Source organism: Streptomyces sp. STAM6, from assembly GCF_054963715.1.
The window spans coordinates 418,586-433,717 of the sequence record NZ_JBUEFZ010000002.1; the positions used below are offsets into that span (position 1 = coordinate 418,586).

At 70.9% G+C, this 15,132-nt stretch carries 12 protein-coding genes; all 12 read right to left on the reverse strand.

Annotated elements, in window-relative coordinates; genetic code table 11:
* Positions 1 to 133: 133 nt before the first annotated feature.
* The 12 genes from ACY34K_RS04430 to nuoE all read right to left on the reverse strand — a co-directional run bounded on the left by ACY34K_RS04430 (position 134) and on the right by nuoE (position 15,118).
* Positions 134 to 961: a dioxygenase family protein gene (locus tag ACY34K_RS04430; protein WP_462743844.1), complete on the reverse strand. Its 828-nt coding sequence runs from the start codon at positions 959 to 961 to the stop codon at positions 134 to 136.
* A 43-nt stretch (positions 962 to 1,004) separates the two neighbouring features.
* Positions 1,005 to 1,985, reverse strand: a complete 981-nt coding sequence (locus ACY34K_RS04435; protein ID WP_462743847.1) for a helix-turn-helix transcriptional regulator — start codon at positions 1,983 to 1,985, stop codon at positions 1,005 to 1,007.
* 135 nt (positions 1,986 to 2,120) lie between these two features.
* Positions 2,121 to 3,770 carry an NADH-quinone oxidoreductase subunit NuoN gene (gene nuoN, locus ACY34K_RS04440; RefSeq protein ID WP_462743851.1) on the reverse strand — a complete coding sequence of 550 codons (1,650 nt, stop codon included), beginning with the start codon at positions 3,768 to 3,770 and terminating at the stop codon, positions 2,121 to 2,123.
* On the reverse strand, positions 3,767 to 5,380 hold the full coding sequence (locus ACY34K_RS04445; RefSeq protein ID WP_462743853.1) for an NADH-quinone oxidoreductase subunit M: 1,614 nt from the start codon (positions 5,378 to 5,380) through the stop codon (positions 3,767 to 3,769). The genes nuoN and ACY34K_RS04445 overlap by 4 nt, the downstream gene beginning before the upstream one ends.
* 5 nt (positions 5,381 to 5,385) lie before the next feature.
* Positions 5,386 to 7,326 (reverse strand): NADH-quinone oxidoreductase subunit L, encoded by a 1,941-nt coding sequence (gene nuoL, locus ACY34K_RS04450; RefSeq protein ID WP_462743856.1) that lies wholly within the window; start codon positions 7,324 to 7,326, stop codon positions 5,386 to 5,388.
* 11 nt (positions 7,327 to 7,337) lie between these two features.
* Positions 7,338 to 7,637, reverse strand: a complete 300-nt coding sequence (gene nuoK / locus ACY34K_RS04455) for an NADH-quinone oxidoreductase subunit NuoK (protein ID WP_069927518.1) — start codon at positions 7,635 to 7,637, stop codon at positions 7,338 to 7,340.
* Complete coding sequence (locus ACY34K_RS04460) at positions 7,634 to 8,476, reverse strand: NADH-quinone oxidoreductase subunit J (protein WP_462743860.1); 843 nt, start codon at positions 8,474 to 8,476, stop codon at positions 7,634 to 7,636. Before ACY34K_RS04460 ends, nuoK begins: the two co-directional genes overlap by 4 nt.
* Positions 8,473 to 9,090, reverse strand: coding sequence for an NADH-quinone oxidoreductase subunit NuoI (gene nuoI, locus ACY34K_RS04465; RefSeq protein WP_462743863.1), 618 nt, complete (start codon positions 9,088 to 9,090; stop codon positions 8,473 to 8,475). Before nuoI ends, ACY34K_RS04460 begins: the two co-directional genes overlap by 4 nt.
* Positions 9,083 to 10,447, reverse strand: coding sequence for an NADH-quinone oxidoreductase subunit NuoH (gene nuoH / locus ACY34K_RS04470; protein WP_462743866.1), 1,365 nt, complete (start codon positions 10,445 to 10,447; stop codon positions 9,083 to 9,085). Before nuoH ends, nuoI begins: the two co-directional genes overlap by 8 nt.
* The gene (locus ACY34K_RS04475) at positions 10,444 to 12,945 is read right to left on the reverse strand and encodes an NADH-quinone oxidoreductase subunit G (protein WP_462743869.1); all 2,502 of its coding nucleotides are present in this window, start codon (positions 12,943 to 12,945) and stop codon (positions 10,444 to 10,446) included. Before ACY34K_RS04475 ends, nuoH begins: the two co-directional genes overlap by 4 nt.
* Positions 12,942 to 14,291: an NADH-quinone oxidoreductase subunit NuoF gene (gene nuoF / locus ACY34K_RS04480; RefSeq protein ID WP_462743872.1), complete on the reverse strand. Its 1,350-nt coding sequence runs from the start codon at positions 14,289 to 14,291 to the stop codon at positions 12,942 to 12,944. Before nuoF ends, ACY34K_RS04475 begins: the two co-directional genes overlap by 4 nt.
* Positions 14,291 to 15,118, reverse strand: a complete 828-nt coding sequence (gene nuoE / locus ACY34K_RS04485; RefSeq protein ID WP_462744026.1) for an NADH-quinone oxidoreductase subunit NuoE — start codon at positions 15,116 to 15,118, stop codon at positions 14,291 to 14,293. Before nuoE ends, nuoF begins: the two co-directional genes overlap by 1 nt.
* Positions 15,119 to 15,132: the final 14 nt, after the last annotated feature.

Here is a 15,132-nt window from a genome sequence, read left to right on the forward strand (position 1 = left end):
ACTGGGCGCGGGCCCCCACGGCGGGCGCCGGGTGGCCCCCGCGGCGGGAGCCAGGTGCCCCCCGGCGGGCCCTCGCGCGGCCCGGTTCGGGAATCCGGGCCGCGCGACCCGGCTCAGCCGCGCCCCGTGGCGGTCATACGGCCCGCCAGAGCGCGGGCGCGTTCGGCGGCTCCCAGCCGGCCTGGGCCGTGTGGCTCTGCAGGCAGAGGTAGAAGCGGCCCGCGTAGCCGGCGCGGGTGCCGGACGCGTAGGTGGTGCCCGGTGTCCACGACCCGCCGGGCGGCGTCGGGGTGGGGCCGGGGCCGGGCGTCTGCGGCACGTCCAGGACGACGTCGAAGGCCGCCTCCCGGCCGCCGCCGCCGTCCCGCACGGTCATCAGCAGCCGCGGGTCGAACAGCGGGTCGGTGTGGTTGCGCGGTTCGCCCGGGAAGTACAACTGGGTGGTGAGGACGGGGCGTCCCGGCGCCTGGACCTTGACGTGGATGTGGCGGGTGCGGCCCGGGTAGAGCCCCGGCACGATCGTGGTCAGCGTGAACGCCCCGCGGGAGTCCGTGAACTGGTGGCCGCGGAATCGGAACCCGGCGTTGTCGTAGGCGCCGTTGGCGTCCGCCTGCCAGAAGTCGAGCAGTACGTCGCTCAGCGGCAGGCAGGCCAGTCCGAAGACATGGCCGGTGACCGAGAGCCGGGTGCCGGGGGTGCCCGGTTCCAGCAGTGAGACGCGGTGGGGGGAGTTCGGCTTGAAGTACGGCCCCTCCATCTGCGGCGGGGTGGGGTCGTCACCGTCGTCGCAGGACGGGGTCACCGCGGGCGCCGGGCCGGACGAGGCCGTCGCACGGGCCAGTGCGGGCAGCCCCATGAGCGCGGTGGGCGCGGCGATGCCGGCCGCGACCGCGGCGCGCAGCACCGACTTGCGGCTGGGGTGTCCGGGCGTGGAGGGGGTGGTGGGGGTGTCGCCGTCCATGCCTGCTCCTCGGGAGGGAAGGTCGTCGGGATCGGCACTGAATCTATGCGGGGGTGTCGTCGGCGGCGATGGACTCGATCCGGTGGTCGTGGTGCAAATCGCCGCCGCGCCGGAAGTCCCCCGGGCTGATGCCCGTCTCCCGGCGGAAGAACCGGCAGAAGTACGCCGGGTCGGCGATCCCGACGCACTGCGCCACCTGGCGGACCGTCATGTCGGTCCCGCGCAGGAGCCGTTTGGCCTCCCGGGTGCGGGCCTCCCGGATCAGCTGGCCGGGCGTGCGGCCGCTGGCGGCCTTGACCGCTGCCGAGAGGTGTCCGGGCGTCACCCCGATGTGCCGCGCGCACGTCCCCACCGACCACAGCGCCGGATCGGTGCCGCCGATCAGCCGGGTGAACTCCTCCGCGACGGCGCCCGCGCGGGTGGGACCGGCGGCGCCGGCGCGGGTGGGACCGGCGACGCCGGCGCGGGGGCCGGGGCCGGGCAGTCTCGCCGCTCGCACGACCAGGATGTGCAGCAGGGCGCGTACGACGCTCTCGAATCCCTCCGCCCCGCGGCGGTATTCGTCGTGGAGGTCGGCGACCAGACGGCTCGCCCAGGTGTGTCCGGCCGCGTCGAGCGTGTGCCAGGCCCGCTCGGCGAGGCGCCGCAGCAGTGCGCGGTCGCCCGGATGGTCGAGGAGGAAGTGGTCCGTGAAGAGGACGACGGACCCGTCCAGGCCGACGGCGTCCTCCCAGTGGTGCACCTGGCCCGGCGTGATGACGCCCAGGTGGGGCGGGCGCAGTTCCCACCGGGCGCCGTCGACGACGTGCGCGCCGGTTCCCCGGGTGACGTGGACGATCTCGTAGAAGGTGTGCCGGTGCGGGAAGGAAGCCCGGGACATCGGCCCGATGGTGTCGAAGGTGCCGATCGCGAAGGGCAGCACATTGGGCATCGGCACCGCCAGACGGTGCATGGGCAGCGCCTGTTCGGCGGGCGTTTCGCCGCCCGCGTCGCCGGCGCCGGGTAACACGGTGGTTCCGCGCATCGCCTTTCCCCTGCCTGTAGGTCCAGACCAATCGTCTTCACGATGCCACGTCACACACGGGAGCGGCCGGCGGGGCGTCTGCCCCGCCGGCCGCTCCCGGTCCGGCTCGTTTCGCGCGCCCGCGCGCTGCCCGATTTAACGGATGAAGACCCCCGCCTGGTTGGCCAGGTCCAGGAAGTACTGCGGCGCGACGCCCAGCACCAGCGTGACGGCGACGCCGACGCCGATCGTCGTCATCGTCAGCGGCGACGGCACGGCGACCGTCGGCCCCTCCGGCTTGGGCTCACTGAAGAACATCAGCACGATGACCCGGATGTAGAAGAACGCGGCGATCGCCGACGAGATCACGCCGATCACCACGAGCGCCCCGGCGCCGCCCTCCGCGGCCGCCTTGAAGACGGCGAACTTGCCGGAGAACCCCGAGGTCAGCGGGATGCCGGCGAAGGCCAACAGGAACACCGCGAAGACGGCCGCGGCGAGCGGCGAACGCCGTCCGAGCCCCGCCCACTTCGACAGATGGGTCGCCTCGCCCCCGGCGTCGCGCACCAGCGTGACCACCGCGAAGGCGCCGATCGTCACGAACGAGTAGGCGGCGAGGTAGAAGAGCACGGAGGAGACACCGGTGGGCGTGGCCGCGATGACACCGGCGAGGATGAACCCGGCGTGGGCGATCGACGAGTACGCCAGCAGCCGCTTGATGTCGGTCTGGGTGATCGCGACGATCGCGCCGGCCAGCATGGTGAGGATGGCGACGCCCCACATGACGGGCCGCCAGTCCCAGCGCAGCCCCGGCAGCACCACGTACAGCAGGCGCAGCATGGCGCCGAACGCCGCGACCTTGGTGGCCGCCGCCATGAAGCCGGTGACGGGCGTCGGGGCGCCCTGGTAGACGTCCGGTGTCCACATGTGGAACGGCACGGCGCCGACCTTGAACAGCAGCCCCATCAGCACCATGGCGAAGCCGATGAGCAGCAGGACGTCATTGCTCATGGTGGAGGCGAGGGCCGGGTCGATGTCGGTGACCGAGCCGTCGACGACGTCCGCGATGCGGGCGTACGACACCGAGCCCGCGTACCCGTACAGCAGGGCGATCCCGAAGAGCAGGAACGCCGAGGAGAAGGCGCCGAGCAGGAAGTACTTCACCGCCGCTTCCTGCGACATCAGCCGCTTGCGGCGGGCCACGGCACACAGCAGGTACAGCGGCAGGGAGAAGACCTCCAGCGCGATGAACAGCGTCAGCAGGTCGTTCGCCGCCGGGAAGACCAGCATCCCGGCCATCGCGAACAGCGCGAGCGGGAACACTTCGGTGGTGGTGAACCCGGCCTTGACCGCGGCCTTCTCGTGGTCACTGCCCGGCACGGCGGCGGCTTCCGCGGCGAAGGAGTCGATCCGGTGGCCGTCGTGGGCCGGGTCGAGGCGCCGCTCGGCGAAGGTGAAGACCGCGACCAGCGACGCCAGCAGAATGGTGCCCTGCAGGAACAGCGCGGGTCCGTCGACGGCGATGGCCCCCATGGCGGCGATGTGCGCCTTGGTGGTGCCGTACCCACCGGCCGCGAGCCCGACGACCGCGGCGAACGCGGCGGCGAGCGAGACGACCGTGAGGAACACCTGGGAGTGGTACCGGGCCCTGCGCGGCACGACGGCCTCGATCAGGACCCCGACGACCGCCGCGCCGACCACGATGAGCGTGGGGGCGAGCTGGGCGTACTCGATGTCGGGGGCCGGGATCCTCTCCAGTGGCTCGGCCGCCGTCGTCCACAGGCTGTGGACAGCTGTCGCACTCATTTGGCCGCCTCCACCTCGGGCTGGGGGTCCTTCTGCTGTACGTCGGACATGGTGTGCCGCACCGCCGGGTTGACGATGTCCGTCAGCGGCTTCGGGTAGACCCCGAGGAAGAGCAGCAGCGCGATGAGCGGGGTGACGACCACCAGCTCCCGCGGCCGCAGATCCGGCAGGGCCCGCACCTCCTCCTTGACCGGGCCCGTCATCGTGCGCTGGTAGAGCACCAGCGTGTAGAGCGCGGCGAGCACGATGCCGAACGTCGCGATGATCCCGGCCACCGGATAGCGGGCGAAGGTGCCCACGAGGACCAGGAACTCACTGACGAACGGCGCGAGGCCGGGCAGCGACAAGGTGGCCAGGCCGCCGATGAGGAACGTGCCGGCGAGCACCGGCGCGACCTTCTGCACACCGCCGTAGTCGGCGATGAGCCGCGACCCGCGCCGCGAGATCAGGAAGCCCGCCACCAGCATCAGCGCGGCCGTCGAGATCCCGTGGTTGACCATGTAGAGCGTCGCGCCCGACTGCCCCTGGCTCGTCATCGCGAAGATGCCCATGATGATGAACCCGAAGTGGGAGATGGACGCGTACGCGACCAGCCGCTTGATGTCGCGCTGGCCCACCGCCAGCAGCGCCCCGTACACGACGCTGATCAGCGCCAGCACGATGATCGCGGGTGTGGCCCACGTGGACGCCTCCGGGAAGAGCTGGAGGCAGAAGCGGAGCATCGCGAAGGTGCCGACCTTGTCGACCACCGCGGTGATGAGGACGGCGACCGGGGCGGTCGCCTCGCCCATCGCGTTGGGGAGCCAGGTGTGCAGCGGCCACAGGGGCGCCTTGACCGCGAAGGCGAAGAAGAAGCCGAGGAACAGCAGCCGTTCGGTGTTGGTCGCCATGTCGAGGGATCCGGACGCCCGGGCCTCGGCGATCTCGGACAGCTGGAAGTTCCCCGCGACCACGTACAGACCGATGACGGCGGCCAGCATGATCAGACCGCCGACCAGGTTGTACAGCAGGAACTTGACGGCGGCGTACGACCGCTGGGTCGACGCCGCCTCCTCGCCGTGCTCGTGCGCGCGGTCTCCGAAGCCGCCGATGAGGAAGTACATCGGGATGAGCATGGCTTCGAAGAGGATGTAGAAGAGGAAGACGTCGGTGGCCTCGAAGGAGAGGATCACCATCGCCTCGACCATGAGGATCAGGGCGAAGAAGCCCTGTGTCGGCCGCCAGCGGCTGCTCCTGCCCGAGGCGGAGCCACTGTCGGACGCGGCCAGGGGGTCGGCGTCGTGCCAGCCGGCCAGGATGACGAAGGGGATCAGCAGCGCGGTCAGCGCGATCAGCGCGACCCCGATGCCGTCGACCCCGAGCTCGTACCGCACGCCGAAGTCCTTGATCCAGGCATGGGACTCGACGAGCTGGTAGCGGTCGCCACCGGGCTCGAAGCGGACCGCGACGATCGCGGCCAGCACGAGGGTGGCGAGCGAGACGAGCAGCGCCAGCCATTTGGCGGCGGTCCGGCGGGCGGCGGGGACGGCGGCGGTGAGGATCGCACCGGCCGCCGGCAGGGCCGCCGTCGCCGTCAGGAGGGGAAAGCCCGCGTTCACTGTCTGGGACATCGCGGTCACACCCCCCTCATCAGCAGTGTCGCGGCGATCAGCACCGCCGTACCTCCGAACATCGAGACCGCGTAGGAGCGGGCGAAGCCGTTCTGCAGCTTGCGCAGCCGGCCGGACAGACCGCCGACCGAGGCGGCGGTGCCGTTGACCACGCCGTCGACCAGGGTGTGGTCGACGTAGACCAGCGAGCGGGTGAGGTGTTCGCCGCCGCGCACCAGGACCACGTGGTTGAAGTCGTCCTGGAGGAGGTCGCGGCGGGCGGCCCGGGTGAGGAGCGAGCCGCGCGGGGCGACCACCGGGACGGGGCGGCGGCCGTACTGCGCGTACGCGATGCCGACGCCGATCAGCAGTACGACGACCGTGGACGTGGTGATGGCCGCGGCACCGATCGGCGGGTGTCCGTGCTCGAACTGCGTGACCGGCTCCAGCCAGTGCACGAACGCGCTGTTCAGCGAGAACAGTCCGCCCGCGAAGACCGATCCGAAGGCCAGCGCGATCATCGGCAGGGTCATGGACTTCGGCGACTCGTGCGGGTGCGGCATCTCCCCCGGGCGGACGTCGACGCCGGGTTCGACGCCGGGCACCTTGTCCGGGTCCGGGGCGGGCTGCCAGCGCTTCTCGCCGAAGAAGGTCAGGATCATCACGCGGGTCATGTAGTACGCGGTGATTCCGGCACCCAGCAGGGTGACGGCGCCCAGGATCCAGCCCTCGGTGCCGCCCTTGGCGAAGGCCGCCTCGATGATCTTGTCCTTGGACCAGAAGCCGGACAGGCCCGGGAAGCCGATGATGGCGAGATACCCGAGGCCGAAGGTCACGAAAGTCACCGGCATGTACGTCCGCAGGCCCCCGTACTTCCGCATGTCCACCTCGTCGTTCATGCCGTGCATGACCGAACCGGCGCCGAGGAAGAGCCCGGCCTTGAAGAAGCCGTGCGTCACCAGGTGCATGATCGCGAAGGCGTACCCGATCGGGCCGAGGCCGGCCGCCAGGATCATGTAGCCGATCTGCGACATGGTCGAACCGGCCAGGGCCTTCTTGATGTCGTCCTTGGCGCAACCGACGACGGCACCGAAGAGGAGCGTGACCGCGCCGACCACGACGACGGCGAGCTGCGCGTCCGGGGCGGCGTTGAAGATCGCGCCGGACCGGGTGATGAGGTAGACGCCGGCGGTCACCATGGTCGCCGCGTGGATCAGGGCGGAGACCGGGGTCGGGCCTTCCATCGCGTCGCCGAGCCAGGACTGCAGCGGCACCTGTGCGGACTTGCCGCACGCGGCGAGCAGCAGCATCAGCCCGATCGCCGTCAGCATCCCCTCGGACGTCCGGTCCGTCGAGGACAGCACCGGCCCGAAGGCGAAGGTGCCGAAGGTGGTGAACATCAGCATGATGGCGATGGACAGGCCCATGTCGCCGACCCGGTTGACCAGGAAGGCCTTCTTCGCGGCGGTGGCCGCGCTGGGCTTGTGCTGCCAGAAGCCGATCAGCAGGTAGGAGGCGAGACCGACGCCCTCCCAGCCGAAGTACAGCAGCAGGTAGTTGTCGGCGAGGACGAGCAGCAGCATCGCCGCGAGGAACAGGTTCAGATAGCCGAAGAAGCGGCGCCTGCGGTCGTCGTGCTCCATGTACCCGATCGAGTACACGTGGATGAGCGTGCCGACGCCGGTGATGAGCAGGACGAAGGTCATCGACAGCTGGTCGAGCTGGAAGGCGACGTCCGCCTGGAACGACTCGACGGGCACCCAGCTGAACAGCCGCTGGTGCAGGGCCCGGTCCTCGCCGCTCCTGCCCAGCATGTCGAAGAAGAGCACGGCGCCGATGACGAAGGAGGCGGCCGCGAGCAGGGTGCCGAGCCAGTGCCCGGCCTTGTCCAGCCGCCGGCCGCCGCACAGCAGGACGGCCGCTCCGAGCAGGGGCGCCGCGACGAGCAGCGCGATCAGGTTCTCCACGATTCAGCCCCTCACAGCTTCATCAGGCTGGCGTCGTCGACCGAGGCCGAGTGGCGGGAACGGAACAGCGACACGATGATCGCGAGCCCGACCACGACTTCCGCGGCGGCCACGACCATCGTGAAGAAGGCGATGATCTGGCCGTCGAGATTGCCGTGCATGCGGGAGAAGGCGACGAACGCGAGGTTGCAGGCGTTGAGCATCAGCTCGACGCACATGAACACGACGATCGCGTTCCGCCGGATCAGCACCCCGGCCGCTCCGATGGTGAACAACAGGGCGGCCAGGTAGAGGTAGTTGACCGGATTCACTGCGCGTTCTCCTCCTCACGCCGCGGCGCCCGCGGCTCCGCCGGGTGGCGGCCGAGCCGCTCCTCGGAGCGCTGCTCCAGCGCCTTGAGGTCGTTCATGGCCTCCGTGGACACGTCGCGGATCTGGCCGCGGGCCCGGAGCGTCTTGTTGACGGTGAGCTCGGACGGCGTGCCGTCGGGAAGCAGACCGGCCACGTCCACGGCGTTGTGCCGGGCGTAGACGCCCGGGGCGGGCAGCGGCGGCAGGTGCTTGCCCTCGCGCACGCGCTGCTCGGCGAGCTCGCGCTGGGTGCGGGCCCGCTCCGTGCGCTCGCGGTGCGTCAGCACCATCGCGCCGACCGCGGCCGTGATCAGCAGCGCGCCGGTGATCTCGAAGGCGAAGACGTACTTGGTGAACAGCAGCGCCGCGATGCCTTCCACATTGCCGCCGGCGTTGGCCGTGCCCAGACCGTTGAAGGTGTCCAGGGACGCCCGGCCGATGCCGGCGACGAGCAGGATGCCGAACCCGAGGCCGCAGGCGGCGGCCCACCAGCGCTGGCCCTTGATGGTCTCCTTGAGGGAGTCGGCGGCGGTGACGCCGACCAGCATGACGACGAAGAGGAAGAGCATCATGATCGCGCCGGTGTAGACGACGATCTGGACGACGCCCAGGAAGTACGCACCGTTGGTGAGGTAGAAGACCGCCAGGATGATCATGGTCCCGGCGAGGCAGAGCGCGCTGTGCACGGCCCTCTTCATCAGGACGGTGCACAGGGCCCCGATGACGGCGATGGTGCCGAGCACCCAGAACTGCACGGCTTCGCCGGTGGAGGTGGTGTAGGCGGCGAGGGTGGTGCTCATGCCCCGATCACCTTCTTCGAGGCGGGCTCGTCCTCACCGACGTCCGAGGAGGCCTCCTGCGGACCCTCGCCCCCGCTCGCCGCGGTCTGCCGGACCGTGCCGGGCGCGGCCTCGGTGACCAGGCCCCGGTAGTAGTCCTGCTCGGTCATGCCCGGGAAGATGGCGTGGGGCGAGTCGACCATGCCCTCCTCCAGGCCCGCGAGGAGCTGTTCCTTCGTGTAGATGAGGTTCTCGCGGGAGCTGTCGGCCAGTTCGAACTCATTGGTCATCGTCAGCGCCCGGGTCGGGCAGGCCTCGATGCACAGACCGCACAGGATGCAGCGGGCGTAATTGATCTGGTACACGCGGCCGTACCGCTCGCCCGGCGAGTAACGCTCCTCGTCGGTGTTGTCCGCGCCCTCGACATAGATGGCGTCGGCCGGGCAGGCCCAGGCGCACAGCTCGCAGCCGACGCACTTCTCCAGCCCGTCCGGGTGCCGGTTGAGCTGGTGCCGGCCGTGGAAGCGCGGCGCCGTCGTCTTCTGCTGCTCCGGGTACTGCTCGGTCAGCCGCTTCTTGAACATGGCCTTGAAGGTCACGCCGAAGCCGGCCACCGGGTTCTGGAAGTCAGACACCGTCGGTCTCCTTTCCGTCACTCGCAGTAGCAGTATCGGGGCCACCACTGACAATCAACTCGCGCTCCTGGCGCGACCGCCGGCGCGGCACCGGCGGCAGGGTCTGTCCGGGCAGCGGCGGTACGGGGAACCCGCCGGCCATCGGGTCGAACTCGCCGGGCGGCGGCCCTGCCTCGGCCTCCTCCTTCGCCTTCCTGTCGCGGAAGACGTCGGCGACGAAGGACAGCAGCAGCACCGCGATCACGGCGCCGGCGACGTACAGCACGATCTGCTGGAAGTCGTAGTTCTCGTTCCGCAGCGCCCGCACGGTCGCGACCAGCATCAGCCAGACGACCGACACGGGGATGAGGACCTTCCAGCCGAGCTTCATCAGCTGGTCGTAGCGGACGCGGGGCAGCGTGCCGCGCAGCCAGATGAAGAAGAACAGCAGCAGCTGGACCTTGATGACGAACCAGAGCATCGGCCACCAGCCGTGGTTCGCGCCCTCCCAGAAGGTGGAGATCGGGTACGGGGCCCGCCAGCCGCCCAGGAAGAGGGTGACCGACACGGCCGACACCGTCACCATGTTCACGTACTCGGCGAGCATGAACATCGCGAACTTGATGGAGCTGTACTCGGTGTTGAAGCCGCCGACCAGGTCGCCCTCGGACTCCGGCATGTCGAACGGCGCCCGGTTGGTCTCACCGACCATCGTGATGACGTAGATGAGGAACGAGACCGGCAGCAGGACGATGTACCAGCGGTCCGCCTGCGCCTCGACGATCGCCGAGGTCGACATCGACCCGGAGTAGAGGAAGACGGAGGCGAACGCCGCGCCCATCGCGATCTCGTAGCTGATCATCTGGGCGCAGGAGCGCAGCCCGCCGAGCAGCGGGTAGGTGGAGCCGGACGACCAGCCCGCCAGCACGATGCCGTAGATGCCGACGGAGGCGACCGCGAGGATGTAGAGCATCGCGATCGGCAGGTCGGTCAGCTGCATGGTGGTGCGCTGGCCGAAGATCGAGACCTCGTTGCCGGCCGGGCCGAAGGGGATCACCGCGATCGCCATGAACGCGGGGACGGCGGCCACGATCGGCGCGAGGATGTAGACGACCTTGTCGGCCCGCTTGACGACCACGTCCTCCTTCAGCATCAGCTTGATGCCGTCCGCGAGGGACTGAAGGAGGCCCCACGGGCCGTGCCGGTTGGGGCCGATGCGCAACTGCATCCACGCGACGACCTTGCGCTCCCACACGATGGAGAAGAGCACGGTGAGCATCAGGAAGGCGAAGCAGAAGACCGCCTTGATCACCACGAGCCACCAGGGGTCGCGGCCGAACATGGAGAGGTCTTCCGCCGCCAGGTAGTACGAGGTCATGCCTCCACCTCCGGGGTGGCCGCGGGGGCCGGGGCAGCCGGGCCGATGCGGACCAGCCCGCCGGGGGCCGCGCCCGTGTCGGACAGGACACCGCCGCCGGTCGAGTTGAGCGGGAGCCAGACCACGCGGTCGGGCATCTCGGTCACTCGCAGCGGAAGCTCTACGGACCCGGCGGGCCCGGTGACCGACAGCGGATCGCCGTCCTTGACGCCCGTCTCGGCCGCGGTGGCCGCCGAGAGCCGGGCGACCGACGCGTGCCGGGTGCCGGCCAGTGCCTCGTCGCCCTCCTGGAGACGGCCGAGGTCGAGCAGCATCCGGTGGCCCGCGAGGACCGCCTCGCCGTCACCTGGCCGCGGCAGGGGCCTGGGCGATTCGGACGGGTCGCCCGCGCGGGTGCCGTCCCAGACACCGAGCCGGTCCATCTCGCGGCGCACGGCGACGGGGTCGGGCAGCGCGAAGTGGACGTCGAGCGCGTCGGCCAGCATGTGCAGCACCCGGGCGTCCGACGGGGCGAGCGGTCGGGTCATCTGCTCGGGCTTGAGCGCGGCCTCGAACATCCGCGCCCTGCCTTCCCAGTTGAGGAAGGTGCCGGGCTTCTCGGTGACGGCCGCGACGGGGAGGACCACGTCCGCCCGGTCGGTGACCTCACTCGGCCGCAGTTCCAGGGAGACGACGAAAGCCGCGTCGAGGGCCTCACGCGCGCGTGCCGGGTCCGGCAGGTCGGCGACCTCGACACCCCCGACGAGCAGGGCGCCCAGTTCGCCGGTGGCCGCGGCCTCGACGATCTGGCCGGTGTCCCGGCCGTAGCGGTGCGGCAGTTCGCGTACGCCCCACGCCGCCGCGGTCTCCTCACGCGCGCGTGGATCGGTCGCCGGGCGGCCGCCGGGCAGCAGCGAGGGGATCGCGCCCGCCTCGATCGCCCCGCGCTCGCCCGCGCGCCGCGGGATCCACACGAGCTGGGCGCCGGTCGCGGACGCGGTCCGTACGGCGGCGGTGAGTGCGCCGGGGACGGCCGCCAGCCGCTCGCCGATCACGATCACGGCACCGTGCTGCCGCAGCGCCTCGGCGGCCCGGGTCCCGTCACCGTCGAGACCGGTCCCGGAGGCGAGCGCGTCGAGCCACTCGGTCTCGGTGCCGGGGGCGGCCGGCAGCAGGGTGCCGCCCGCCTTCTCCAGTCCCCGCGTGGCGTGCGTGGCGAGCGAGAAGGTCCGCTGGCCGTGCTTGCGCCAGGCCTTGCGCAGCCGCAGGAAGACGCCGGGCGCCTCCTCCTCGGACTCGAAGCCGGCGAGCAGCACCGCCGGGGCCTTCTCCAGCGAGGTGTACGTGACGCCCGGGCCTCCCCCGAGGTCCCGGCCGTGTCCGGCGACGCGGGCGGCCAGGAAATCGGCCTCCTCGCTGCTGTGGACGCGGGCGCGGAAATCGATGTCGTTGGTGTCGAGGGCGACCCGGGCGAACTTGGCGTACGCGTAGGAGTCCTCGACGGTCAGCCGGCCGCCGGTGAGGACCCCGGTGCGGCCCCTGACCAGGCCGCGCGCCGCCGCCTCCAGGGCCTCCGGCCAGCTCGCGGGCTCCAGCTCGCCGGTCTCGGCACTGCGGACCAGTGGGGTGGCGAGCCGGTCACGCGCCTGGGCGTACCGGAAGGCGAACCGCCCCTTGTCGCACAGCCACTCCTCGTTGACCTCCGGGTCGTCGGCCGCGAGACGCCGCATGACCTTGCCGCGCCGGTGGTCGGTGCGGGTCGCGCAGCCTCCCGCGCAGTGCTCGCACACGCTCGGGGAGGAGACGAGGTCGAAGGGGCGGGAGCGGAACCGGTACGCCGCCGAGGTCAGCGCGCCGACGGGGCAGATCTGGATGGTGTTCCCGGAGAAGTACGACTCGAACGGGTCGCCCTCGCCGGTGCCGACCTGCTGGAGGGCGCCCCGCTCGATCAGCTCGATCATCGGGTCGCCGGCGACCTGGTTGGAGAAGCGGGTGCAGCGGGCGCACAGCACGCACCGCTCCCGGTCGAGCAGCACCTGGGTGGAGATCGGCACCGGCTTCTCGTAGGTCCGCTTCTGGCCCTCGAAGCGGGACTCGGCCTGCCCGTGGGACATGGCCTGGTTCTGCAGCGGGCACTCGCCGCCCTTGTCGCAGACCGGGCAGTCCAGCGGGTGGTTGATGAGCAGCAGCTCCATCACGCCCTTCTGCGCCTTCTCGGCCACGGGCGAGGTGAGCTGCGACTTGACGACCATGCCGTCGGTGCAGGTGATGGTGCAGGAGGCCATCGGCTTGCGCTGGCCCTCCACCTCGACGATGCACTGGCGGCAGGCGCCGGCCGGGTCGAGGAGGGGGTGGTCGCAGAACCGGGGGATCTCGATGCCGAGCTGTTCGGCGGCGCGGATGACCAGCGTGCCCTTGGGGACGGAGATCTCGATGCCGTCGATGGTCAGGGAGACCAGGTCCTCGGGCGGCACCGCCGCTCCGCCCCCTCCGGCGGGGTTGGATGCCGTGACGGTCATGCCCGCACCTCCAGGTGATTGTCCGCCCAGGCGGTCGACTTGGCCGGGTCGAAGGGGCAGCCCTTGCCCGTGATGTGCTGCTCGTACTCGTCGCGGAAGTACTTCAGCGAGGAGAAGATCGGCGAGGCGGCGCCGTCGCCGAGCGCGCAGAACGACTTGCCGTTGATGTTGTCGGCGATGTCGTTCAGCTTGTCGAGGTCGCTCATGACGCCCTTGCCGGCCTCGATGTCCCGCAGCAGCTGCACGAGCCAGTAGGTGCCCTCACGACACGGGGTGCACTTGCCGCAGGACTCGTGGGCGTAGAACTCGGTCCACCGGGTGACCGCGCGGACGACGCAGGTGGTCTCGTCGAAGCACTGGAGCGCCTTGGTGCCGAGCATCGACCCGGCCGCGCCGACGCCTTCGTAGTCCAGCGGGACGTCGAGGTGCTCGTCGGTGAACATCGGCGTCGAGGAGCCGCCGGGGGTCCAGAACTTGAGCCGGTGGCCGGGGCGCATGCCGCCGCTCATGTCGAGCAGCTGGCGCAGCGTGATGCCGAGCGGGGCCTCGTACTGGCCCGGCGACGCGACGTGGCCGCTGAGCGAGTAGAGCGTGAAGCCGGGGGACTTCTCGCTGCCCATCGATGTGAACCAGTCCTTGCCCCGGTTCAGGATCGCGGGAACGGAAGCGATGGACTCGACGTTGTTCACCACAGTGGGGCAGGCGTACAGACCGGCGACCGCGGGGAAGGGGGGACGCAGCCGGGGCTGGCCGCGCCGGCCTTCGAGCGAGTCGAGCAGTGCGGTCTCCTCGCCGCAGATGTACGCGCCGGCGCCCGCGTGGACGGTGAGTTCGAGGTCGAGTCCGCTGCCGAGGATGTTCGTGCCGAGGTAGCCCGCCGCGTAGGCCTCGCGCACGGCCTCGTGCAGCCTGCGCAGGACGGGGACGACCTCGCCGCGCAGATAGATGAAGGCGTGCGACGACCTGATCGCGTAGCAGGCGATCACGATGCCCTCGATGAGGGAGTGCGGGTTGGCGAACAGGAGGGGGATGTCCTTGCAGGTCCCGGGCTCCGACTCGTCGGCGTTGACGACGAGGTAGTGCGGCTTGCCGTCGCCCTGGGGGATGAACTGCCACTTCATCCCGGTGGGGAAGCCGGCGCCGCCGCGGCCGCGCAGTCCGGAGTCCTTGACGTACGCGATGACGTCGTCGGGCGACATCGCGAGCGCCTTCTTCAGGCCCTCGTACCCGTCGTGCCGCTTGTAGGTGTCCAGCGTCCAGGAACCGGGCTGGTCCCAGAACGCGGAAAGGACCGGGGCGAGCAGCTTCTCGGGGCTCGTCTCGCCGATCTCGGGTGCCAAGGTCATCACTCCCCCTCCTCGGTGACCGGGCCGGCCGGGTGCTCCGGGTCGGAGGCCGAGGTCTGCTGCGGCGCGTCGTGCGAACTGAGGTGCTCGGCCCCGTCGCGCGGGGCGTCCTGCGGGCCGTCGCTCCGCGCGGCCTCGCCGCGGGGGTGGACCACGCGCGCGGGGGCGGCCTCGCCCTTGGCGAGCCGCAGGCCGATGAGCGAGGCGGGGCCGGCGCCGCCGGAGGCCTCGACCGCGCCGGGCCGCTCGTCGGGGAAACCGGCCAGGATCCGGGCGGTCTCCTTGTACGTGCACAGGGGCGCGCCGCGGGTCGGTTCGACGGGGCGGCCGGCGCGCAGGTCGTCGACGAGCCGCTTGGCGGACTCGGGCGTCTGGTTGTCGAAGAACTCCCAGTTGACCATCACCACGGGGGCGAAGTCGCAGGCCGCGTTGCACTCGATGTGTTCGAGGGTGACCTTGCCGTCCTCGGTGGTCTCGTTGTTGCCGACGCCGAGGTGCTGCTTGAGCTCCTCGAAGATCGCGTCGCCGCCCATGACCGCGCACAGGGTGTTCGTGCAGACGCCGACCTGGTAGTCGCCGGACGGCTTGCGCCGGTACATGCTGTAGAAGGTGGCGACCGCGGTGACCTCGGCGGTGGTCAGGCCGAGCCGGTCGGCGCAGAACCGCATGCCGGTGCGGGTGACGTACCCCTCTTCCGACTGCACCAGGTGCAGCAGCGGCAGCAGCGCGGAGCGCGAGTCGGGGTAGCGGGCGATGATCTCCTCGGCGTCCGCCCCGAGCCTGGCCAGCACGTCGGCCGGGTAGTCGGGGGCGGGGAGCTGCGGCATCCCCAGGCTGACCT

Bases quoted from the DNA above. Each gene is read 5' to 3' on its own strand.
- ACY34K_RS04435 (WP_462743847.1), bottom strand. From the start codon at position 1,985: ATGCGCGGAACCACCGTGTTACCCGGCGCCGGCGACGCGGGCGGCGAA.
- nuoF (WP_462743872.1), bottom strand. From the start codon at position 14,291: ATGACCTTGGCACCCGAGATCGGCGAGACGAGCCCCGAGAAGCTGCTC.
- nuoN (WP_462743851.1), bottom strand. From the start codon at position 3,770: ATGAGTGCGACAGCTGTCCACAGCCTGTGGACGACGGCGGCCGAGCCA.
- ACY34K_RS04475 (WP_462743869.1), bottom strand. From the start codon at position 12,945: ATGACCGTCACGGCATCCAACCCCGCCGGAGGGGGCGGAGCGGCGGTG.
- ACY34K_RS04460 (WP_462743860.1), bottom strand. From the start codon at position 8,476: ATGAGCACCACCCTCGCCGCCTACACCACCTCCACCGGCGAAGCCGTG.
- ACY34K_RS04445 (WP_462743853.1), bottom strand. From the start codon at position 5,380: ATGTCCCAGACAGTGAACGCGGGCTTTCCCCTCCTGACGGCGACGGCG.
- nuoH (WP_462743866.1), bottom strand. From the start codon at position 10,447: ATGACCTCGTACTACCTGGCGGCGGAAGACCTCTCCATGTTCGGCCGC.
- ACY34K_RS04430 (WP_462743844.1), bottom strand. From the start codon at position 961: ATGGACGGCGACACCCCCACCACCCCCTCCACGCCCGGACACCCCAGC.
- nuoE (WP_462744026.1), bottom strand. From the start codon at position 15,118: ATGCCGCAGCTCCCCGCCCCCGACTACCCGGCCGACGTGCTGGCCAGG.